This window comes from Ammoniphilus oxalaticus (genome assembly GCF_003609605.1).
Lineage (GTDB): Bacteria > Bacillota > Bacilli > Aneurinibacillales > RAOX-1 > Ammoniphilus > Ammoniphilus oxalaticus.
This window is the reverse complement of sequence record NZ_MCHY01000009.1, coordinates 657,397-676,846: the sequence shown is the minus strand read 5'-3', so window position 1 is coordinate 676,846 and position 19,450 is coordinate 657,397. Positions and strand designations below refer to the sequence as shown.

Annotated in this window: 17 protein-coding genes; all 17 read right to left on the bottom strand. The window is 41.8% G+C overall.

Translation table 11 applies throughout. The annotated features are described in order from the left end of the window. Positions 1–12: 12 nt before the first annotated feature. Positions 13–1,200, bottom strand: a complete 1,188-nt coding sequence (locus BEP19_RS14755) for a glycosyltransferase (protein ID WP_120190665.1) — start codon at positions 1,198–1,200, stop codon at positions 13–15. Between the two features lie 96 nt (positions 1,201–1,296). After that, entirely contained in the window at positions 1,297–2,490 is a 1,194-nt protein-coding gene (locus BEP19_RS14750) for a glycosyltransferase (protein ID WP_120190729.1), read from the bottom strand. 26 nt (positions 2,491–2,516) lie between these two features. Next, entirely contained in the window at positions 2,517–3,707 is a 1,191-nt protein-coding gene (locus BEP19_RS14745; protein WP_120190664.1) for a glycosyltransferase, read from the bottom strand. Positions 3,708–3,735: 28 nt separating this feature from the next. Next, positions 3,736–4,818, bottom strand: coding sequence for a polysaccharide pyruvyl transferase family protein (locus BEP19_RS14740; RefSeq protein WP_170145387.1), 1,083 nt, complete (start codon positions 4,816–4,818; stop codon positions 3,736–3,738). Between the two features lie 25 nt (positions 4,819–4,843). Further along, positions 4,844–5,830 carry a glycosyltransferase gene (locus BEP19_RS14735; protein WP_211329352.1) on the bottom strand — a complete coding sequence of 329 codons (987 nt, stop codon included), beginning with the start codon at positions 5,828–5,830 and terminating at the stop codon, positions 4,844–4,846. Between the two features lie 2 nt (positions 5,831–5,832). After that, positions 5,833–6,264 (bottom strand): FAD synthase family protein, encoded by a 432-nt coding sequence (locus tag BEP19_RS14730; RefSeq protein WP_120190662.1) that lies wholly within the window; start codon positions 6,262–6,264, stop codon positions 5,833–5,835. Continuing rightward, entirely contained in the window at positions 6,251–7,438 is a 1,188-nt protein-coding gene (locus tag BEP19_RS14725) for a CDP-glycerol glycerophosphotransferase family protein (RefSeq protein ID WP_120190661.1), read from the bottom strand. The genes BEP19_RS14730 and BEP19_RS14725 overlap by 14 nt, the downstream gene beginning before the upstream one ends. 13 nt (positions 7,439–7,451) lie before the next feature. After that, the gene (locus BEP19_RS14720; protein ID WP_120190660.1) at positions 7,452–8,480 is read right to left on the bottom strand and encodes a glycosyltransferase family 2 protein; all 1,029 of its coding nucleotides are present in this window, start codon (positions 8,478–8,480) and stop codon (positions 7,452–7,454) included. Next, positions 8,477–9,712, bottom strand: a complete 1,236-nt coding sequence (locus tag BEP19_RS14715; protein ID WP_120190659.1) for a glycosyltransferase — start codon at positions 9,710–9,712, stop codon at positions 8,477–8,479. The genes BEP19_RS14720 and BEP19_RS14715 overlap by 4 nt, the downstream gene beginning before the upstream one ends. Beyond that, on the bottom strand, positions 9,709–10,824 hold the full coding sequence (locus BEP19_RS14710) for a glycosyltransferase family 1 protein (protein WP_120190658.1): 1,116 nt from the start codon (positions 10,822–10,824) through the stop codon (positions 9,709–9,711). Before BEP19_RS14710 ends, BEP19_RS14715 begins: the two co-directional genes overlap by 4 nt. A gap of 15 nt (positions 10,825–10,839) precedes the next feature. Continuing rightward, positions 10,840–11,904 (bottom strand): EpsG family protein, encoded by a 1,065-nt coding sequence (locus tag BEP19_RS14705; protein ID WP_120190657.1) that lies wholly within the window; start codon positions 11,902–11,904, stop codon positions 10,840–10,842. Between the two features lie 14 nt (positions 11,905–11,918). Continuing rightward, positions 11,919–12,809, bottom strand: a complete 891-nt coding sequence (locus BEP19_RS14700; RefSeq protein ID WP_120190656.1) for a glycosyltransferase family 2 protein — start codon at positions 12,807–12,809, stop codon at positions 11,919–11,921. 2 nt (positions 12,810–12,811) lie between these two features. Then, on the bottom strand, positions 12,812–13,909 hold the full coding sequence (locus BEP19_RS14695) for a glycosyltransferase family 1 protein (RefSeq protein WP_120190655.1): 1,098 nt from the start codon (positions 13,907–13,909) through the stop codon (positions 12,812–12,814). After that, on the bottom strand, positions 13,894–15,057 hold the full coding sequence (locus tag BEP19_RS14690) for a glycosyltransferase family 4 protein (protein ID WP_120190654.1): 1,164 nt from the start codon (positions 15,055–15,057) through the stop codon (positions 13,894–13,896). Before BEP19_RS14690 ends, BEP19_RS14695 begins: the two co-directional genes overlap by 16 nt. 1 nt (position 15,058) lies before the next feature. Beyond that, on the bottom strand, positions 15,059–16,480 hold the full coding sequence (locus BEP19_RS14685; RefSeq protein ID WP_120190653.1) for an efflux RND transporter periplasmic adaptor subunit: 1,422 nt from the start codon (positions 16,478–16,480) through the stop codon (positions 15,059–15,061). Positions 16,481–16,495: 15 nt separating this feature from the next. After that, positions 16,496–17,377, bottom strand: a complete 882-nt coding sequence (gene galU, locus BEP19_RS14680) for a UTP--glucose-1-phosphate uridylyltransferase GalU (RefSeq protein WP_120190652.1) — start codon at positions 17,375–17,377, stop codon at positions 16,496–16,498. A gap of 31 nt (positions 17,378–17,408) precedes the next feature. Continuing rightward, complete coding sequence (locus tag BEP19_RS14675; protein WP_120190651.1) at positions 17,409–19,247, bottom strand: polysaccharide biosynthesis protein; 1,839 nt, start codon at positions 19,245–19,247, stop codon at positions 17,409–17,411. Positions 19,248–19,450 lie beyond the last annotated feature (203 nt).

The following is a 19,450-nucleotide window of genomic DNA, read 5'->3' as shown; positions in this document are numbered from 1 at the left end:
GTTACACCTTCTTTAGTTAAATATATTAAATATGCTCATGAACCCCTTTTCTGAATCATGTATTATGTTGGATAAATTATTTTCCAACCTCTCTCGTTCGAGGCGTTCTTCTCCAAGATATTGAATCCTTTGATAAAGTTCCTCTGCATCACATTCAACAATATACCCCGTCTCACCATCTATAATTTGTTCGTAAGCGCCAATAAAGTTTGTCGTTACTATCGGTTTTTGTAAACACTTGGCCTCAGCGAGGGTCAAACAATAGCCTTCATGTCTTGAGGTTTGGACATAAATATCAGCTTTTGCAATGTACGGATACGGATTCACTGTTGCGCCAAGTAACATAAAATCGTCTTCCAAACCATAATGTTCAATTAACTTTTTACAATCCATTCGATAGTTCCCCTCTCCAATACAGTACCACCTAACTTCTATTCCTTCGGCGCGAAGTTTGGCTAGCGTTTTGATCGCCAAATCTTGTCCTTTCTCAAAAGAGAGCCTTCCGACAGTTACAATTTTTATCCCTTGGTAATCTTGATCAAATTCGATTTCTTCCTGTGACATCTCCCATATCAACGTTTCTGGGACGATATTATAAAAGACATCCGTTTTGTTTTTAATCGAAGGAATCTTCCCAACAAGACAAGATCTTGCTTCATTTGAAACCGCAAATATCTGGTCGTATTGCTTATACAATCTTTCATATAATTTCTGATTAATCAGGTGTTTGGATATATCAAAATGAATCCAGGATATTTTTTTCTTTGCTCTTACTTTATTTGCTACAAAAAAGTCAATAATATCAGTCGGACCCTGATAACTGATCGCTACATCATACGTCTCTGTCCATTCAGGCACTTCCTTCATAACATGGCGGTAATAGACGTATCGATTATCAAAGTATTTGGATATATAATAGGAAGCAATAAAAAACGGGATCTTAAGGTACTGCTTGTTTTTAAGATACCCCTGTACGGTCTCATGTGGCGGTTGCATAATAATTGGTTTAATATCTTGATACCAGTTAACCTCCACCACTCTCACCCATTCAGGGACATGTTCCAAAAACCCGCCCTTTTTCTCTAATAACAATAGGGTGATCTCAAATTGATCTTTCGGGATTTCGGATAGGAGAGACACCAACGATTTTTCCACTCCGCCAATATTCATACTGGTCATCATAATCAAAATTTTCTTCATTCCTTATCCCTCCTATCCATATCCCCTATAAAAAAACACACCTCTTCTTTGGTTGTCTTTACGTCCAATGAAAAGGTGCGTCTTTTTAAACTTTTGTTAATTGTCAACTAAGTGATAAAATCTTTCCATCTCCACCGTTGTGTCTACTTTTTCGTTCCTTAGATTCTTCTTCAATTTCTTTCTCAATAAGGCATCATCTAACAAACGTTTAATCGCAGTAAACATTTGTTCTTGATCAAATTCAACGATTAAACCAGTTTCTCCATGCGTTATCTGTTCTTTTGCTCCTGTAAAATGGGTCGTAATGATCGGATTATCGAAACACCTAGCTTCCGCAAGGGTAATGCAATATCCTTCATGACGGGATGATTGTACGTAAAGGTCACACTGTTTCATATAAGGATATGGATTCGGATCGGCGCCAAGTAGAATATAGTCATTTTCCACTTTATATTGCTTGATCAACCTTTGATATTCAGATTTGGCCTGGCCGTCGCCAACACAGTACCAACGAACCTCATATCCCGCGGCCTTAAGCTTTGCTAAGACAGGGATGCTTAGGTCCTGTCCTTTTTCCTTGCTTAAACGTCCAACTGTTAGAATTCTAATCCCTTGAAATTCATCCTCAAACCCCTTCCCCTCGTCAGCTAATTGAACAATTAACTTTTGGGAAAGGATATTTGAGAACCTCTCTATTTTATTTTTCAGCCTCGGCGTAAAAGAGATTAATTTATCTTTCCCTTCATCTGAAACAACGAATATATTATCGAATCTTTGATAGGTTTTGGATGCAAATTTGCGATTAAATCCGATCTTCGTGATATCAAAATGAATCCATTGAACTTTCTTTTTAGCTGTTACCTCTTCCGCTATGTAGTAACTAATGAAATCCATCGGTCCCGCATAAGCAATCGCTACATCATACGTATCTTTTAATGGATGATGGTCCCTTAATACATATTGAAAAAATAATTTTCTTTCTCCAAACACCTTAGCTAAAATTCGGTGTTTTATAATATTGGCCGCTTTCAGCCATTGTCCTTGTTTCATAAAACGTTTCGCCTGAACGTTGGGCGGGTCGTTGAGCAGGGTTTTCATTTTGTCATAATTCTTAAGGTGAATTACTTCCACTTCATCTGGAATAGATTCCATGAAGCCTCCAATCTCCTCTAACAATAGCAATGTAATATCGTACTTATCCTTAGGAATCTCAGATAACATCGTTAATAACGCCTTTTCCGTCCCACCCACATTCATATTAATTAGCATGAATAATACTTTCTTTTTCATGTTCACTTGACTCTCTTCCATATTCATTAGCTTATTAACTGATGAAACTTTTCTATTTCCTCGACGTTTCCCTTTTTTTCAACCTTTAGATATTCTATAATTTGCTCTCTTAGCTGCTGATTCTCAATCAGCTTTTCAATCCCGGCGCAAACCGCATCGGCGTTCATATCGACAACCAGACCATTTTTCCCCTCTACCATTTGACTGTAAACGGCGTCAAATCTTGTCGTCACAATCGGCACATTCAGCATGCGCGCTTCCGCTATCGCTAATCCGAATCCTTCAAATCGAGATGTCTGGACATAGATGTCCGAATTCACTATATATGGATAAGGATTCGACTTGATCCCAAGCAATATAAAATGATCAGATAGGCCTTTTTCTTCAATACTTGCTTTTATTTCTTCTTCCATAGGGCCTTTACCCAACACATACCATCTAAATTGGATACCTTGTTCCTTCAGCTTTTTACACGCTTCAAGAGCAATATCATATCCTTTTTGATAGTTAAATCGACCAATCGTTAATATCTTCAATCCATCGAAGCCATCATCATAACCGTTTCCTAACTTGGCCATATTAGCTATAAACTCGGGATTGTTAATATCATAAATAACGTCTATTTTATCCGAGTAATACGGAAATGTTTCTGTTAAAATCTCTTTTGTTGATTCCGATACGGCTACAATTCCATTAAATTCATCATAAAACTTTCTTTGGAAGATTTTATCTTCATCTTTTAATCTGTAGCTGACGTTAACCCAAGCAAACTTTTTCTTAGCTTTCACCTTTTCCGCCACGTAAAAAGTTGGAACCCCTTGAGCATAAGCGATCGCTATGTCATATTCCTTTGGATTGTTTTCAATGTTATGCCCCACAGCCTGCCAGAAGATCCTTGCTTTTTGCGGATTGCTATATTTCCCTCTCCTAATTTTTGAGGAGTAGTTTATCCTTGAGTAGAGCATGCTAAAATTAAATTTTTTCAGTGAATTTCCCAAGGCTTCTACCAAGCTTAAATTTGCGTATTGCGTATAGTCCAATGGCTTTAAAATATTAACCTCTTGAGGAACTAGTTCCTCGAGTAAATAGCCATGGGCAAAAAGCCTAAGATCAACGGAATACTCCGAATAATCAATAAGCGACAATAATGTGACTAGACTCTTTTCCGCGCCAGCGCAGTCCAATGAATCTATCACAAATAGAAGGTTCTTTTTCATGATTAATAGATCACCCAATTTTATATTATCATCTTAAAATCGTATCTAACTTCTCAAATTGTCTACTTGCTTCATTAAATACATGTCGGTCTTGATTTCTATTATCTGCGGCGATTTGGACGATATCTATAACATCCATGTTGTGAATCTCTTTAAGATGGATACTGTTTTGCTCCATGCTCAGGTCTTTTAGCGCATTCAATGTTTTTTCATTATAAATAATGGGAAATACGCTTTGATCGTATATCACCGCCAAAATAATGGAATGAAACCTAGCGCCAATTATTATCTGGCACGAATGAAACACTTCTAAAAACTCCTTAATTTTGCCTTCGTAATTTACGACTTGAATATTGTTTCCATTATGAACATCTTTAAGCTTCCTCGACAATTGGTTGGCGACTCTTAAATCTCCTTCGTTTTCACAGAAGGAAAATAATTTTATGTTATAACCTTGCTCGGCATACCGTCTGATGATTTGTTCCATCTTGTCGTTATAACGATTGTAACTTTCTTTCAATCCTTCTCTTTCCTTAATATCTATAATTGAAAATCCTACATTCTTTTCTTTGGTTTCCGGGAAACCAGTATCGAGATTAAAAACGACATCTGGAGCGACTCGTACATTTTTAAGGTCTTTAAAAAAACGATAGGAGTGCTGATCTCTAAAACATACATCATCAAATTCACTGAATAACTCTGTATACCTTTCAAGAAATACATTATCGGTAAAAGGCCCAAAATTTGCGCCCAGTATGAATGTTTTCTTATTCATTCTTTTAAATCTATCCAGCAAGTATTTTCTTTCTTCCCACTTCATCTTCCAAGCCGGACTTTGCATAAATATTGAACCGCCTATAATCACAAGAGCATCATATTTTCTAAAACCGTTAATTAATTCGCTTATCTTATAAAATAAATTGAAACGCGACTTTCCAATCTTAACGTCTCTGTACGAGTAAATAATTTTTACATTACGGTACGATTTAAATATGTCGTTGTAGTTTCTATTGGCCGTCAACAGCTCCCATTGAATATGCGGGTAGCGATCAAAAAGTATTTTTAAAAACAAATCATCGCCAAGATTCCTTGCGAAATAAGCTGAAATCAAAACTCTCCTTTGCTTGCCAATCGACTTAGCTCGATGTATCGAATATCGCTCCCCTCAACGAATAGCTAATAGTCAGTAACCGCACATTGTAATTCAACAGGGTGATAATCATTCTATGTTTCATTGAAATTTTACTGCTCATGATCTCTTTATAATGCTTTTTAACACATTGTTGAATGACACCCAAATATTGATTGCGGTCCCTCCTATTCTCTACCTGCTTTAATATATAAAAAACATTATCTATGCACCAATATAAAAAACAAGTTATGACCGTATGGGTTAGATGTTTGTATCTATCATTCATAAATGTTAATATTTCATCCCATCCTAAAAAGGCATCCAATCTTTTTTCGCTATATGTTGATGTTAAAATGCTGTTTTCCCTTTTCACGTAAATATATCCGATAAAATTAGAATATATAGCTTTATTTGCATTAGCGAATAGCCTATAGGTTGAAGACAGATCCTCGTGAATCCTCCCTTCAGGAAAGGACACCCCTTCAAAACACGTCTTTTTGAACAGTTTATTACACAGCGAAAACCTATACAAAACACCTTCAAATAGCCGCGCAATCGCTTCATTGTGATCTAATTCTTTCACAAATGGTCTCGGATCATTATTCATTAATTCACCATTAATCTCCCTACCCAACCTGCAGATGGCGATATCGCTATCGGTCTCCACGCACAAAGTATGGAGTTCAACATACATATTTGTCTCAATTCGGTCATCCCCGTCTACAAATCCGATGTATTCTCCCCTAGCCGCTGCCACCCCTATATTTCTTGCTGAACTTACTCCCCCATTATGCTTGTGAATCACTCGCACTCTAGCATCTTTCACGGCAAAATCATCACAAATTTTACCGCTTCCGTCTGTCGATCCATCATTGACGAGTATGATTTCAAAGTCGGTAAAAGATTGAGTTAAAAGACTATCAACGCAAGCCCTTAAGTGGAGCTCATCATTATAAACAGGGACAATAATACTAATGGCTGGCCTGATCATCTTCACACAACCGATTTTTTGTATCTAATTTTCTCCTTAAGTCCAGTGGAGGAAACGCCGCTGGTATATGGGAAATAGATGATCTCCACCCCTACATGATTGAACTTCTTCTCCATTTCCACGAACAGGCTGTCTCCTTTCCAATCATCCCCCACGAAGAGAACGTCAAATTTTAATTCTTCCCAAGCAAAAAACTTATTCCGATTGGTTTGATGGACAACTAGATCAACATATTTAATCGAGTTCACGATTTCCACGCGTTCTTGCTGGGGAATGACGGGCTTCTTACTTTTATACTCCATCACTAACTCGTCTGTACTTACCCCTACAATCAAATAATCGCATTGTTCCTTAGCCCTTTTTAAGATGTTAAGATGCCCAACATGGAAAAGATCAAATACCCCGGTTGTATATCCTATTTTATACGGCTTCATCTTCATATCTCCCCTTTTCTTTAAAGCACACCCGATGAATGCGACTCAATAAATGCTCACAAGCATCTCCGTTTTCAAAAGTCCCAATCCGCTGCAAGAACACTTGCAGGTCTTGCGTGTATTGATCAGGATCAAAATTGTCTATTTCAGCGACTAGTTCCTCGTTGTTCATCACACTAATAAAAGGCAATTCATTCAAATCGAAATAGAGATTGCGATCGGTTTGGATATATTCTTCCAAATCGGGAACATAGAGAAAACAAGGGCGATTCGTAATCGAGAAATCGAACATGAGCGAAGAGTAATCGGAAATCAAAATATCCGAAACACTAAGCAATTCCTGAATATCATCGTAAGCAGTCACATCTAAAACGTTTGAAGCAAATTGCAGTTGGCTAGATTGAGCTAGTAGATGCGGATGCAACCTCACCAAGCAGATCCAGTCGCCGCCAAATCGATGTTTTAATCTATCTAAGATGTTTTGATATTGTAGGTCATACACCTCTAAACCCTTATTTTTTCTAAACGTCGGAGCATACAATACAACTTTGCTATCGCTCGGAATGTTTAATTGTTTCAAAACATCCCTTCTTTTCTCTGTGTTGTTCCGAAAAAGAAAATCATTGCGCGGAGTTCCATGCTCAAAGATTTCTCCGCTATACCAAAAGGATCTTTCAAAAATGTCGGTGCTAAAAGCGCTTCCGGACAATAGAAGATCGCATTTTTTCGAATCTTGTTTCGCCATACGAAGATAGCCCTCAGGTAAAGACGCTTCCGCATCCTTTTCGATCTGTTTCAATCGCAAAGAACTGTGCCATGTTTGGATATAATATTGATTCTTTCTTTTCACAAAAAATTCAGTCGTTCGATAATTTGTAATAACAACTTTCGCAGTGCATAACTCGTAAAAATAGCCAATCGACATTCTCTTGACCTTTCGGATTCCGGGGATACCCTCTCGAGCTTCTGGATCCGTAAACCCCCAGACAAGATCAAACTTATTTTTCGGAGCATGTTCTAAGATATATTCCGTAATGTATTTGGGGTTGTCTCCATACTGACTGCCATAGTAGCTCGTTAAAAAGATCTTATTTTCTTTAATCGGAAAGCAGTTAAAGAGACGAATGAGAATAAACCATATGGTTTTCTTTACTTTTTCCAAGAATCGATTCATTCTATTTCCTCATTTACAAATTAATCCGTTCTAATCCGCTCGGTTGCGAAATAACTTTCAATTTCTTCAAACCCTTGATCACTACGTTATACACGAGATAAAGGTTGGGGTGGATGACAAACCATGTTAGCTGCCGACTTAGTCCATTGTCATTTTTGGCGGCTTTCTTTAATTGTTGATGATGGTTTTTAACATAGTTTTGTATCTCCCGTCTTAATGCGCCGCCCTTGTCTTGCTCTTTATTCAAAAACAGCAAGTTGTAGTGGATCAAACTGGCATTTAAGATGTTTTTGTACGACTGGGCCGATAGTTCTTGATAATGTGAAGCTATAAATGAGTGCCGCTCCTTCAATCCCCGTAAATAATCTAAATTGCGCGGTGTGTAGGTCGCCACGATACTGTCCTTGCGTTGACGATAATAGAACATCGGTTGATGCAAAATGACATACGTTTGCGCGCGGTGCATGACTTGATGCGCCCAAAACACGTCTTCAAATAAAACGCCTTTTTTAAATGGAATATCGCGCGCCAGATTCGTCTTGAAAAGCTTGCCCCAAGCAAAGTTTTTGACCTTTTCATTGATCACTAATTCCTTCATCAGACGCTGTCGATCTAAGACGAGCGGCTCATCTTCACGCGAGAAATACCGATTGTCGTAAAGGAGATGATCATCGTAGGCATAATAAAAAGCCGATTGAACGACATCGGCTTCATAGCTCAAACTTTTATTCACCATTTCCTCTACCATTTTTTCATCCAGCCAATCATCACTGTCGACAAATAGCACATAATCGCCAGTCACCCGTTGCATACCGACATTACGCGCATCAGATAGTCCGCCATTTTCCTTATGGATGACGTAAACCCGCGGATCCAACGCGGCATAGCGATCAGCTATGTGTCCGCAATTATCCGGAGATCCATCATTGACTAAGATGATCTCTAAATTCGGATAGGTCTGCCTGAGGATGCTTTCGACACACTGGGCAAGGTATTGTTCAACCTTGTAAATAGGAACAACTAAGCTAACTTTGGGTATCATCTATCCGCCGCCTTACTTATTTTCCCTTCATTCGACTCTATTAATGAATATAATTTTTCAACCTGGTCATTATTGCTATAATCACGTCTTTGCGCATTTGCGGCAAGCTTCTTTCGCAAATCGTTATCCTCTAGTAACTTTTTTACTCCGACTACGATTCCATCGACTCCCATCGGTGTAATCAGACCATCTAGTCCGTCTTGAACTTGGCTAGGCGCTGTAGGAAAATGCGTAATCAAGACGGGTTTTCCTAAAATCTGGGCCTCACGCACCGTCACCGCTTTCCCTTCATAACGCGAAGGCTGCACATAAATATCGCATGCCCGCATATAAGGATATGGATTCGTCTTTTTTCCGACCAGTTTAAAATGATCACGCAGGTTCAAATTTTCGATAATTTCCTCAATCTCAGCTTGCAAAGGGCCATAGCCGACGATCGTCCATTCGACGTCGATTCCTTGATCGACTAGCTTCCGACAAGCGTACGCCGCTTGGTCAATTCCTTTGGCGAAAGACAGTCTACCGACAGTAAGCAATTTTACTCGTCCAGCGATCTGCGACATCCCTTCCGCAACCTCGGCCAAGGCTTGTTCACGAACAAATGCGGGAGAAATAATATTTTCGATCACCATTGTTTTGGCGCGCAAGGATGGCATTACTTTTAGAAACGATTGACGGCACTCCTCGGATACAGCGACAACTTGATCCAGTTGCTCCCACATTTGTTGCTCCAACGCTTGATTGATTTGAATGTTAGAATAATCTGTGTGAACCCATCCCAACTTTTGCTTCGCTCGCACTTTATCTCCAATAAAGTAATGGGGCCAAAGAAAGCTGATGGCAACATCGTATTCTTCTTTCATTTCGGGAAGAAACGGCAGGGAATATTTCCATCCATACTGGATCACCCGATACCCTGGTTCCGCGCTTCGGGTTAACTTACCTTGGACCGTTCCTACGTACCGAGCGATCAATCGGGAGAGTCCAATCGAAGCGTGTCCACTTTTTACGATTTCTTTTATCGATTGTCTGAAAGTTGCGTATTGGGGGATTTCCGCTAGTAAGTTGGGGCCGCTCGGCAATAAAGGCATAAATTCCCCCTCATGTCTAAATAACAGAAGATCGACATCGAATCGACTATAATCCAATTGATTGAGCAATCCGATCAGACTCCGTTCGACTCCGCCGATTGCTAAATCAAAAGAGCTGATTAATATTTTTTTCTTTTTCATCCGTATAACCCCAACCATTCCGAAACATTTTGTTTGATATCAAAACCCGCCGACGAGATTTTACTCACAATCGCCTCGTTTGATATCTGCTCTGTTAAAAATGCTTTATGAATCTGTTTGGTCCACTCTGCTAGACTGTCCTGTAAGGAAACGAATGACACGAGTCCGAGCCCCATGTCTACGCTCTTCGGCACACTGTCCGCTATAATACACGGCGTGCCCGCGCTTTGCGCTTCGATTGCGACAATGCCGAAACCCTCATAAATCGAAGGGAACAAAAAGACGTCAAAAGCTTTCATTAATCGAGGCGCGTCTGAGCGAACACCAAGGAAACGGACATGGTCATCAACGCCAAGTCTCCTAGCTTCACCCTCTATTTCTTCCCGTAAGGGACCACCCCCAACTAGGATTAGGAATATATCGCTTCGTTCCGTAACGAGTTCTTTTAATAGCCTCAACATAAACGAATGGTTTTTTGAAGGTGAAAAATGACCAATATGACCGATCAGTTTTGCATTTGTCGGAATCCCCAGTTCCTGTCTCACACTTCTGGCTTGCGGAGGTTCCATCTCCCCAAGAAAAGAATCGATATCAATCCCGTTCTTTAGCAGATGTACACCTTGCCTGTTCCCATATAAAAATTGGGCCGCCTCCTGACTACATGCGCAGTAGTCCGTCGCCGCCCGCGTGATAACCATTTGCAACACTTTCAGCAGAGCCCTTTCCTTCAACCGATTCCCTTTCGGAAAATGGTTGCTATGTGAATGACAAATTCTTCTCTTTATACCAGCCCTCTTTGCCGCCAGCAGTGGAAATCCTGCTTGATAGTCAGTATGGGCATGGACCGCTGCATATTCTTCGGAAACCATGATTCCCCTTAATGCAGAGATGTATGAAAATAACCCCGACTGCCCTAAGCTTTTAACTCTGTAAATCTTCCCACCCAACTGACAAATCTCACGATCGAAATCACCCTCAACAGATCGATGGGAAACAAAGTCGAATTGGATTCGATCTCGATCTATATTTCTATAGACGTTCATTAACAATGTTTCCGCGCCGCCGCGATTCATGGCGCTGACCACATGCAGAACCCTCTTTTTCTTGTCCATAAAAAAGAAACCACCCTATAAATAATGACTACGGTATACAATTCCAAGGGTCACGACATTCTCATAATAAAAATAAACACAATAGCAAATGAGAATTGAATAGTAGACAAATCTTTGTTCCTTTTCTCGAAAGGCTTTAATAATCCATGAAATGAGCAGTAACTGATACAGACCAAAGTAAATGGACATTCTCGCAAATATCCAATTTTGCGTGGCAATAATCATAAACACAACACTTAGCAAGGATAGGTTAACAATGTAGTCACTTTTTGGAAATAACTCCCGTAACCTTTCTCTTCCTAAATAAGCTAAAACAACAGGCATTAGATCAACAAACACGCGGATGATATTCGCTCCACCTTCGTTAAAGTTCTGATATTCGCTATAATGCGTATCATCGATTGCGCTAAAAAAAGCGGATGAAAATTGCCCATATCCTACTGTAAAGATAATCGCAATAAAAAGAAGAACGAAGGTCGTGACTGTCCAAGCTTTTCTTCTCACCATAAAATAGATCGGAATCAAAATAATAGCCGTTTGATGAAAGCCCGAAGCGAGTAGAATTACCAAACAATATTTCTTCCAGTCTCCTTCTAATAAATACTTCGTTGCGGCGAATAAGATCGCGGCAGCCAAATATTGCCTAATTCCATTCATAGAGACGATATACATCCCGGAAGTAACAAAAACAAAAATGCTTAACTCTAGCAATCTAGAATACTTATACAGCACATACCCAATCAATACGTTTGTAATCAACGCGGACACAAAAACGAGAAGTTGAGGATCATCCGAAAATTGCTTTAAAATCATCTGATAAATATTAAATCCGACATCCTTCTGAGAGAGAACAAAATCCCAACTTCCGACATCTTGTGTTCGGTATGTATGCATATAAAAGTACGTATCGCCTATATTGTTTCTTAAACCTGCAACAAGCGCTAACGTGAATACAGCTACGATCGCCATTAGCTTATTCGGTCTAACTTCGACCAGCCCTAAGGGAACAGGGGTAGACAAGTACCTAGCATATAAAGAGAACATGTACGCAATCACTAACGTTATCCAAATTACCGTCATCTCTACCTGTCCCCTTAGGCTCTCTTTGTTTTAACTACGATAAAACCATACAAAACAACCCCTAAAGGTAAAGCTAATAGAGTGATTAATTTGCTTGGTGTTTCAATTAATAGGTTGCGATTTCTAGCGATGATGCTGCTTGATACTAGATGGATCGCTTGCCTGAATTTAAATGAAAAATTAGCAAAGGAGAGCTTCATCAATTCCTTTCGATAGAAAGCAAATCCCCTCGGATTCCTTTTATACTGACTCAACATATTCATGGAGGATCCATCGGCAAGGTACTCAACGCAGCATAACACCTCATTTAGCAACAACATTTCGTATTGTTCGTCTAGTTTATAGTACTTGTACGCCAACCCGACGTATTTTTCACCTTCAAAAATGGGATAGCGATACTTCTTTGTCAATTCGGTTCGGTAGACTAGTTTTTTGTCGCCCGTGACGCCATGTTTACGATAGAGATCAAACAGTGTGCTCTGCTTCAGATCTTCAGGCAATCGGGTTCCAAGCACCTTTCCTTCTCTGTCTGAATCCAACCCAATGATGCCACTCACTTGATCGCTGCCATGCCGTTCCCAAAAAGCAAGAATTTTTTCGACGGCATCGTCTGGCATGTAATCATCTGAGTCAATACAAACATTCAACTCTGTTTCAATCAGCTCGTAGGCCGTATTGTGCGCCCCATGCATCCCATGATTTTCTTGCCAGTAATAACGAATCGGCACAGCCTCTTCCGCTATCCACTGTTCGACTAACTCTGGTGTGCCATCCGTCGAACCATCATCGATAATTAACCACATAAAATCTTTATTCGTTTGGCGCTTCAAACTTTCATAGCAGTCTTGGAGACAATACGCGCGATTATAAGTAGGTGTAAAAACAGTTAATCTCATATTTTTCATCCCTATACTCCTAAATAAAAATCCCCTAACCACACTGCGGTATCTGAAATGTCGTAACCATTTCGGAACAGGGCTTTAGCTGACGATTTTCTTGATGCATTAGAGCTTTCAAGTATCTTTTCCAGCCAACTTGTCATATCTCCCAAAGGGCAGTAATGGACGAGTTGCATGCCTAGATCGACTTCTTTCGTAATCGTATCGGAAAGCACGCAAGGTAATCCCGCTCCTTGGGCCTCAATTAGCGTAACGGGCAACCCTTCATGAAACGAGGGAAACGCAAACACATCAAACGCCTGCATGAGTCGGTCAATATCCGAGCGGACGCCTAAAAATGTAACGCGCTCATCCAATCCAAAGTCTTTTACTTGCTGCTCTATTTCAGGCCTAAGCGGACCATCTCCCGTTAGGATCAGCCTTGCATCCTTTTTCACTTTCTGTAATTCAGCGAACATTTCAATCAGGAACCGGTGGTTTTTTTGCCGATTAAACCTCCCTACATGTCCTAAAACAAAATGATCCTCTGTTAATCCCAAATCTCTCCGTACTTGTAATCGAACATCAGGCGAGAACAAAAATCGTTCACTTTCAATCCCATTTTTCAAGATGGCGCTATGAGCCGCTTGGCTATGAAACAGCCACTTAGCCGCTTCCCGCGAACAGGAAAACAGATGGCTCGCGTTAGATGAAATGCGTGTCCCCGCATACCATTTATACAATCGGGCAAATGCCCCTCCTTCACTGCTCGTATTGTGACTATGCGCGATCCGCATGGGAACCCCCGCCCTCTTTGCCGCGCGAAGAACGAATCCGCTCATTTTATCCATGTGAGAGTGAACGACCTTATATTGCTGATGATCTTTAAAAAAGCGGTCCAAGGCTTTTATATAGCCAAAGTGGCCGACGTCAGTGATATAAGGAATTCGATAAACGCGACCACCCAGTTGTTCGATTTCAGGGTCAAAGACGCCTTCTTTATTTGTGAGGAAATCGAATTTTATTTTTGTCCGATCGATATTTCGATACAGATTCATTAGCAGCGTTTCGGCGCCGCCACGGTTCATGTTGACCACACTATGTAGTATCCTTAAGGGACGACCCACGTTAACTCCTCCATCTTTGCCCGTTCTTCTATCAACGAAGAATAGATTTCTGTCTTTTGGCGCAAAACATTTCTCTCACTGTATGTTTGATCAATCCTTTGCCTGCCCGTTAAACCTAACTCTCTTTTCCAAGTCGGATTAGCAATGACTAATTTAATTTTTTCAGCCATTTCTTTTACGTCTCGCGTGGCTACAACCCACCCATTGGCGTCGTTTTTCACCAACTCCCGATGTCCGCGGTTATCGCTGGCGACGACAGGCAGTCCGCAAGCCATCGCTTCCATGATGTTAACGGGTAGTCCTTCACGCAAACTTGAGGCAACGGCGAGATCACAAATCGGCAACCATCGTTCAAGGTCGTTGCGGAAGCCAAGAAAGTCAACTTTCTGCTCGATGCCGAGACGGCGGGCGAGTTCTTTACACTCATCAAGCAGCGGCCCTTCTCCCGCGAGCACCAATCTCGCTTGCGGAGCCTCATCATGAATGATGGCTAAGGCGTGGAGCAACAGCTGTTGATTTTTATTCTGATTAAATTCGGCAGCGTAGAGCATTAAAAATTCATCCGCCTCGTAACCTAACATTTGCCGTTGTTCAATGCATTGTTCCTGTGTGATCGGCGCAAACCGCTCTGAATCGACGCCAACGCCATGCACATGAACGATCTTCCCCGCTTTAAATTTTCGCCTGCGGGCCAGTTGATAATCTTCCTGATTAATCGTGATCAGGCAGTCGGTGTAACGAGCGAGCTGTTTTTCAATCGGATAATACAACAACCAATTTAATAAAGGAGCCCCCTGACAAAAGTGAAATCCGTGCGCGGTATAGATTACTTTTGCGCCGCGTTTTCGAGCGCGTCGAGCCGCAAGACGAGCAAGCGCTCCGCCCATTGGCGTATGGCAATGCACGAGCTCATATCGGTGCTCATCCATCAGCTTGCGAAGCGCGGTATAGGCGAATATATTTTGCTTCTTAAACGGCGATCGTTGGATCGGTATATCATATTTTTGATCGACAAAAGGGAGATTCCGTTGACCTTGGGCAGCAACATGAATCTCCCAACCTTGTTCCTTAAACCACTTTAAATAGGGCAGATGGAAAAGTTCGAAATGATAATCAACCGTCGCGCAAAACAACACCTTTTTGCTCATCTTACCCCTCCTGTTGAGCTGAAGCTTCTTTTGTCGCCTCTGGCTCAGTAGGTTCTGGTTGCTCCGATTCAAATAGGATTCGAACTCGCGCTTTCATTCCACCTTTAATCAGATGTTCTGCATTTTCTACAAGGATTCGCACAGGAAACGACTGAGATTCAGCGTTGCTCATTGGAGCGACATAAGCCACTTTTCCTTCCACACGCTTATTAATGGATGGAATTTGGGCATGTGCATGCTGACCGACTTTCACGCGGTTGATCACCGCTTCCGGAACGTCCACCTGAATGTATAATTTATCAAGATTCGTTATAACGAACAGCGGCGTAGAAGGAGAGACAGAATCACCGGTAATGACCTCTTTCGCCGTGATAAACCCGGCGATTGGGGCCTTGACCGTCAGATTGTTATATTGATAACGCACCAACTCAAGATCAGCCAACGCTTGATCTCTACCCATCTGGGTTAGTCTCGCGCTTACATTAATCGCTTGTTGTTGTAATTTAGCCACTTCCGCTGTTGCTTGTTGTTTCTTTTGGGACTCAGCGGCTTGAGCAGCGGCGCTTTCTTTGTGCGCTTGAATCTGCTGTTCGACCTGCTGCGCTTTATTCTTTTTCTGTTGCAACTCTTCCTCGGAAATACCGCCATGTTCGAATACAAAAACGGCCTTTTCTAATTCATCAAGCGCTTCCGCCAATGAAGCTTCCGCCGTTACGAGCGTGGTCCCCGCTGAACTCCCACCGGCTGTATTGCCTTGCTCTAACGAGGCTTTCACTTCATTTAAACGAATCTGTTGTTCAATCGACTGCGCCTGCGCTTGCGCTTCTACCGTTTTCACATGCGCCTCGGCTTGTTTGATTTGCAGTCCTAAGTCACTTTCATCTATTTGAGCCAACGTTTGGTCCTTCGTCACATAGGCCCCCATTTCGACCATCAATGCTTGCACATTTCCAGCAATCGACGGCGATACAGTGACTTCTTCAAATGGGATCGCTTTTCCTGGAAGTGTAATATCCGACTGGGTAGCCGCGTCCGCGGACGCTTCATCCGACTGAGCGGATGCCTTTTCTGCAAGTGGCGATCCAACGGCTGAATTAAACGAACAACCGTTTAATAATAAAAGCCCGCTTAACATAGCGACCATTCCACTAGAGGACCAATTTCTGCGACGTTCTTTTCGCTTACTTCGGCTAAGCGAAATGACAGCTTCATCCTGCAATGCTTCTTCAACTAGCTCAATCGTTACTTCCCGATTTACCATTGCCGAATAAGCAGCAACTCGCAATAATGCTGATTCTACCTGTTTAATATCTAGCCGACCAACAAGATAGGAAATAACATCGGTTGACATACCGAGCTGTTCGGCTTTATTCTTTTGGATAAGGCTATTCTTTCTTGTTTCAATTGCATTCTTAACAGACATGTTTTTTATCCCCCTTTACAGACGCGCTAGTTCTCGCTCAGTGAGCTCCGCTAAATAATCAAGCAAATCCGAGCGCAATTCCGTTCGTTGCAACGCGTACTCGATCGTCGTTTTAATAAAGCCCATTTTCTCCCCAACATCATGACGAACGCCTTCAAAATCATATGCATATACCGCCTCATGCCGATTCAATCCCGCAATGGCGTCAGTTAATTGAATTTCCCCGCCGCTACCGGGCTCTTGCCTCGCTAAGATATCGAAAATACGCGGACTTAGAATATAGCGTCCTAAGATAGCAAGATTGGAAGGCGCCTCTTCTTGACGCGGTTTTTCTACTAAATTATTAACGCGATAAAAGCGCTCATCCATGATGCGAGCATCGACGATACCATATCGGTCGACTTCGGACTCGGGCACGGCTTGAACACCAATGATTGAGGCATTGTACCGTTCATACTGTTCCATCAATTGCAGCAAGCATGGCTTATCAGCCTGAACGATATCGTCTCCTAACAACACGGCGAATGGTTCATTCCCGATAAACTTACGCGCGCGCCAAATCGCATGACCCAAACCTTTCGGTTCCTTTTGACGTATATAATGGATGTCCACCAATTTAGATGGATGTCGAACCTTATGAAGCAAGTCTAGCTTCCCTTGTTCCAACAGGTTTTGTTCAAGTTCAAATGAATGATCGAAATGATCCTCGATCGCCCGTTTCCCTTTTCCGGTAACAATAATAATATCTTCAATTCCAGATGCGACGGCTTCTTCAATAATGTATTGAATCGTCGGTTTGTCTACGATTGGCAGCATTTCTTTCGGCATCGCTTTCGTGGCCGGTAAGAACCGAGTGCCAAGACCCGCGGCTGGAATGATCGCTTTTTTCACTTTCATTCTTTATGTTCCTCCCCTAAGCTTTAATTTTTTATCCCCCAACGGAGAGCAATTCAGGCGCCGCTTTAGCTTCAACTTTGTGATTCGCTAACTTTAATAATCGCTCTCGCAATTCCCCTCGGTCTAATTGCGCGTACTCTTGAATCAATTCCTCAATCTCTTCTATTAATAAGGTAGATGTTTTACCGATGTAAATTTTAGGGTGAACCTGATGATCACCGATTTCATCCTCTTGCAACAATTCTTCAAACAATTTTTCGCCTGGACGAATGCCTGAAAACTGAATCCCGATCTCGTCCAAAGAGTTACCCGATAAGCGAATCAAGTTTTTGGCTAGATCAACAATTTTGACAGGCTCCCCCATATCGAGCACAAAAACTTCACCGCCTTCAGCCAATGCGCCAGCCTGTATGACTAAACGCGATGCTTCGGGAATCGTCATGAAATAACGAACCATCTCAGGATGCGTAACGGTTACAGGACCTCCTGTTTGGATTTGCTTTTTAAAGCGAGGAATCACACTGCCGCGACTCCCCAGCACATTCCCAAAACGAACAGTTACAAAGCGACTTTCGGGGCTGACTTGATCTAAGCGTTGAATGAGCATCTCCGCTAATCTTTTACTCGCTCCCATCACACTCGTTGGATTCACCGCTTTGTCCGTTGAAATCATGACAAATGTTTCAACACCGTACTGACTGGCAGCCTCGGCTATATTCAGCGTGCCTATCATATTGTTTTTAACAGCTTCTTCAGGATTCCGCTCCATTAACGGCACGTGTTTATGAGCCGCGGCATGATACACAACATGCGGTTGATATTCAGCGATGATGGCCATCATTTTGTCACGATCTTGCAAGTCAGCAATTTCCGTATGGATCTGTACGCCCGTACTACCATGGGCATCCTTTAATTCCATTTCTATTGTATAAATGCTATTTTCACCGTGTCCGAGTAAAACCAACTGGGCTGGGCTAAAGCACATGATTTGTCTGCAAAGCTCAGAGCCAATTGAGCCCCCCGCGCCCGTCACAAGGACTGTTTTACCCGTGATGTATTCGGAGATACTGTTTGTATACAATTCAACCGGATCTCTCCCGAGTAGATCTTCCACCCGCACATCGCGAAATTGGCTAACCGACACTTTTCCCATTACAATATCCTCAAGCATTGGAATCATTTTCGTCTTCGCAGCAGTTCCAGAACAGGCCTGAAAAATAACTCGCAGCTCCCTTTTCTTTAAAGATGGAATCGCAATGACGATATTTTCTATCTGCAATTCCGCTACTTTCTGCTTAATCTGATCAACACCGCCAATCACAGGCAGCCCTAAAATTTCAAGGTTTTGTTTAGATGGACAATCATCAATGAAGGCAATCGGCAACAATTGGGCGTCGTTGTTATGCAGTAGTTGTCTGGCAACCATTGTTCCTGCGGATCCCGCTCCAATAATCAGCGCGCGTCTTCGATTGGTAGTTTCTTTAAAATAACGATCGCGAAATAGACGCCAACCAAATCTTGAACCGCCGAATAAAAGGAGGTACATCATCCAAGAAACAATCAGCAAGCGGAAATGAACTTCGCTAAAAAGAACAAGTTGAGCAATTGCTGTAAAAAGAATGGAAAAAAGCGAACACTTCACAATTGCAATCAGTTCGCCGACACTCGCGTATTCCCACGCCTTTTTATAAATTTTGTAGCGAACAGACCACCCAAAATGGCTTAGCAGCAGGATCCAAGCGCTAACCCATAGCATAAATCCATTCATCGGCAAGCTATTTTTAATGATGACATTCCCGAGCGCCATGCCGCTGATGATACTGATTGAATCCACAAAAGCCAACAAGAATAACCGTTGTCGATAGGTCATCTTGTTCACCTCCACTTTCTCTTATTTCTAACTAAAAAAGCGTTTCCCTGCGCGGTCTACTATCGCGTAAACCGCGCAGGGAAAAACTCCCTAGGGCATCTAACCCTTCCTCACGCTATACTTTCGCCAATTAATGCTAAGGTTTTTAAACCCACAGCATAGCCGAGTGCCTCCATTGTTACCGGAGAGGAGACATCACCGTT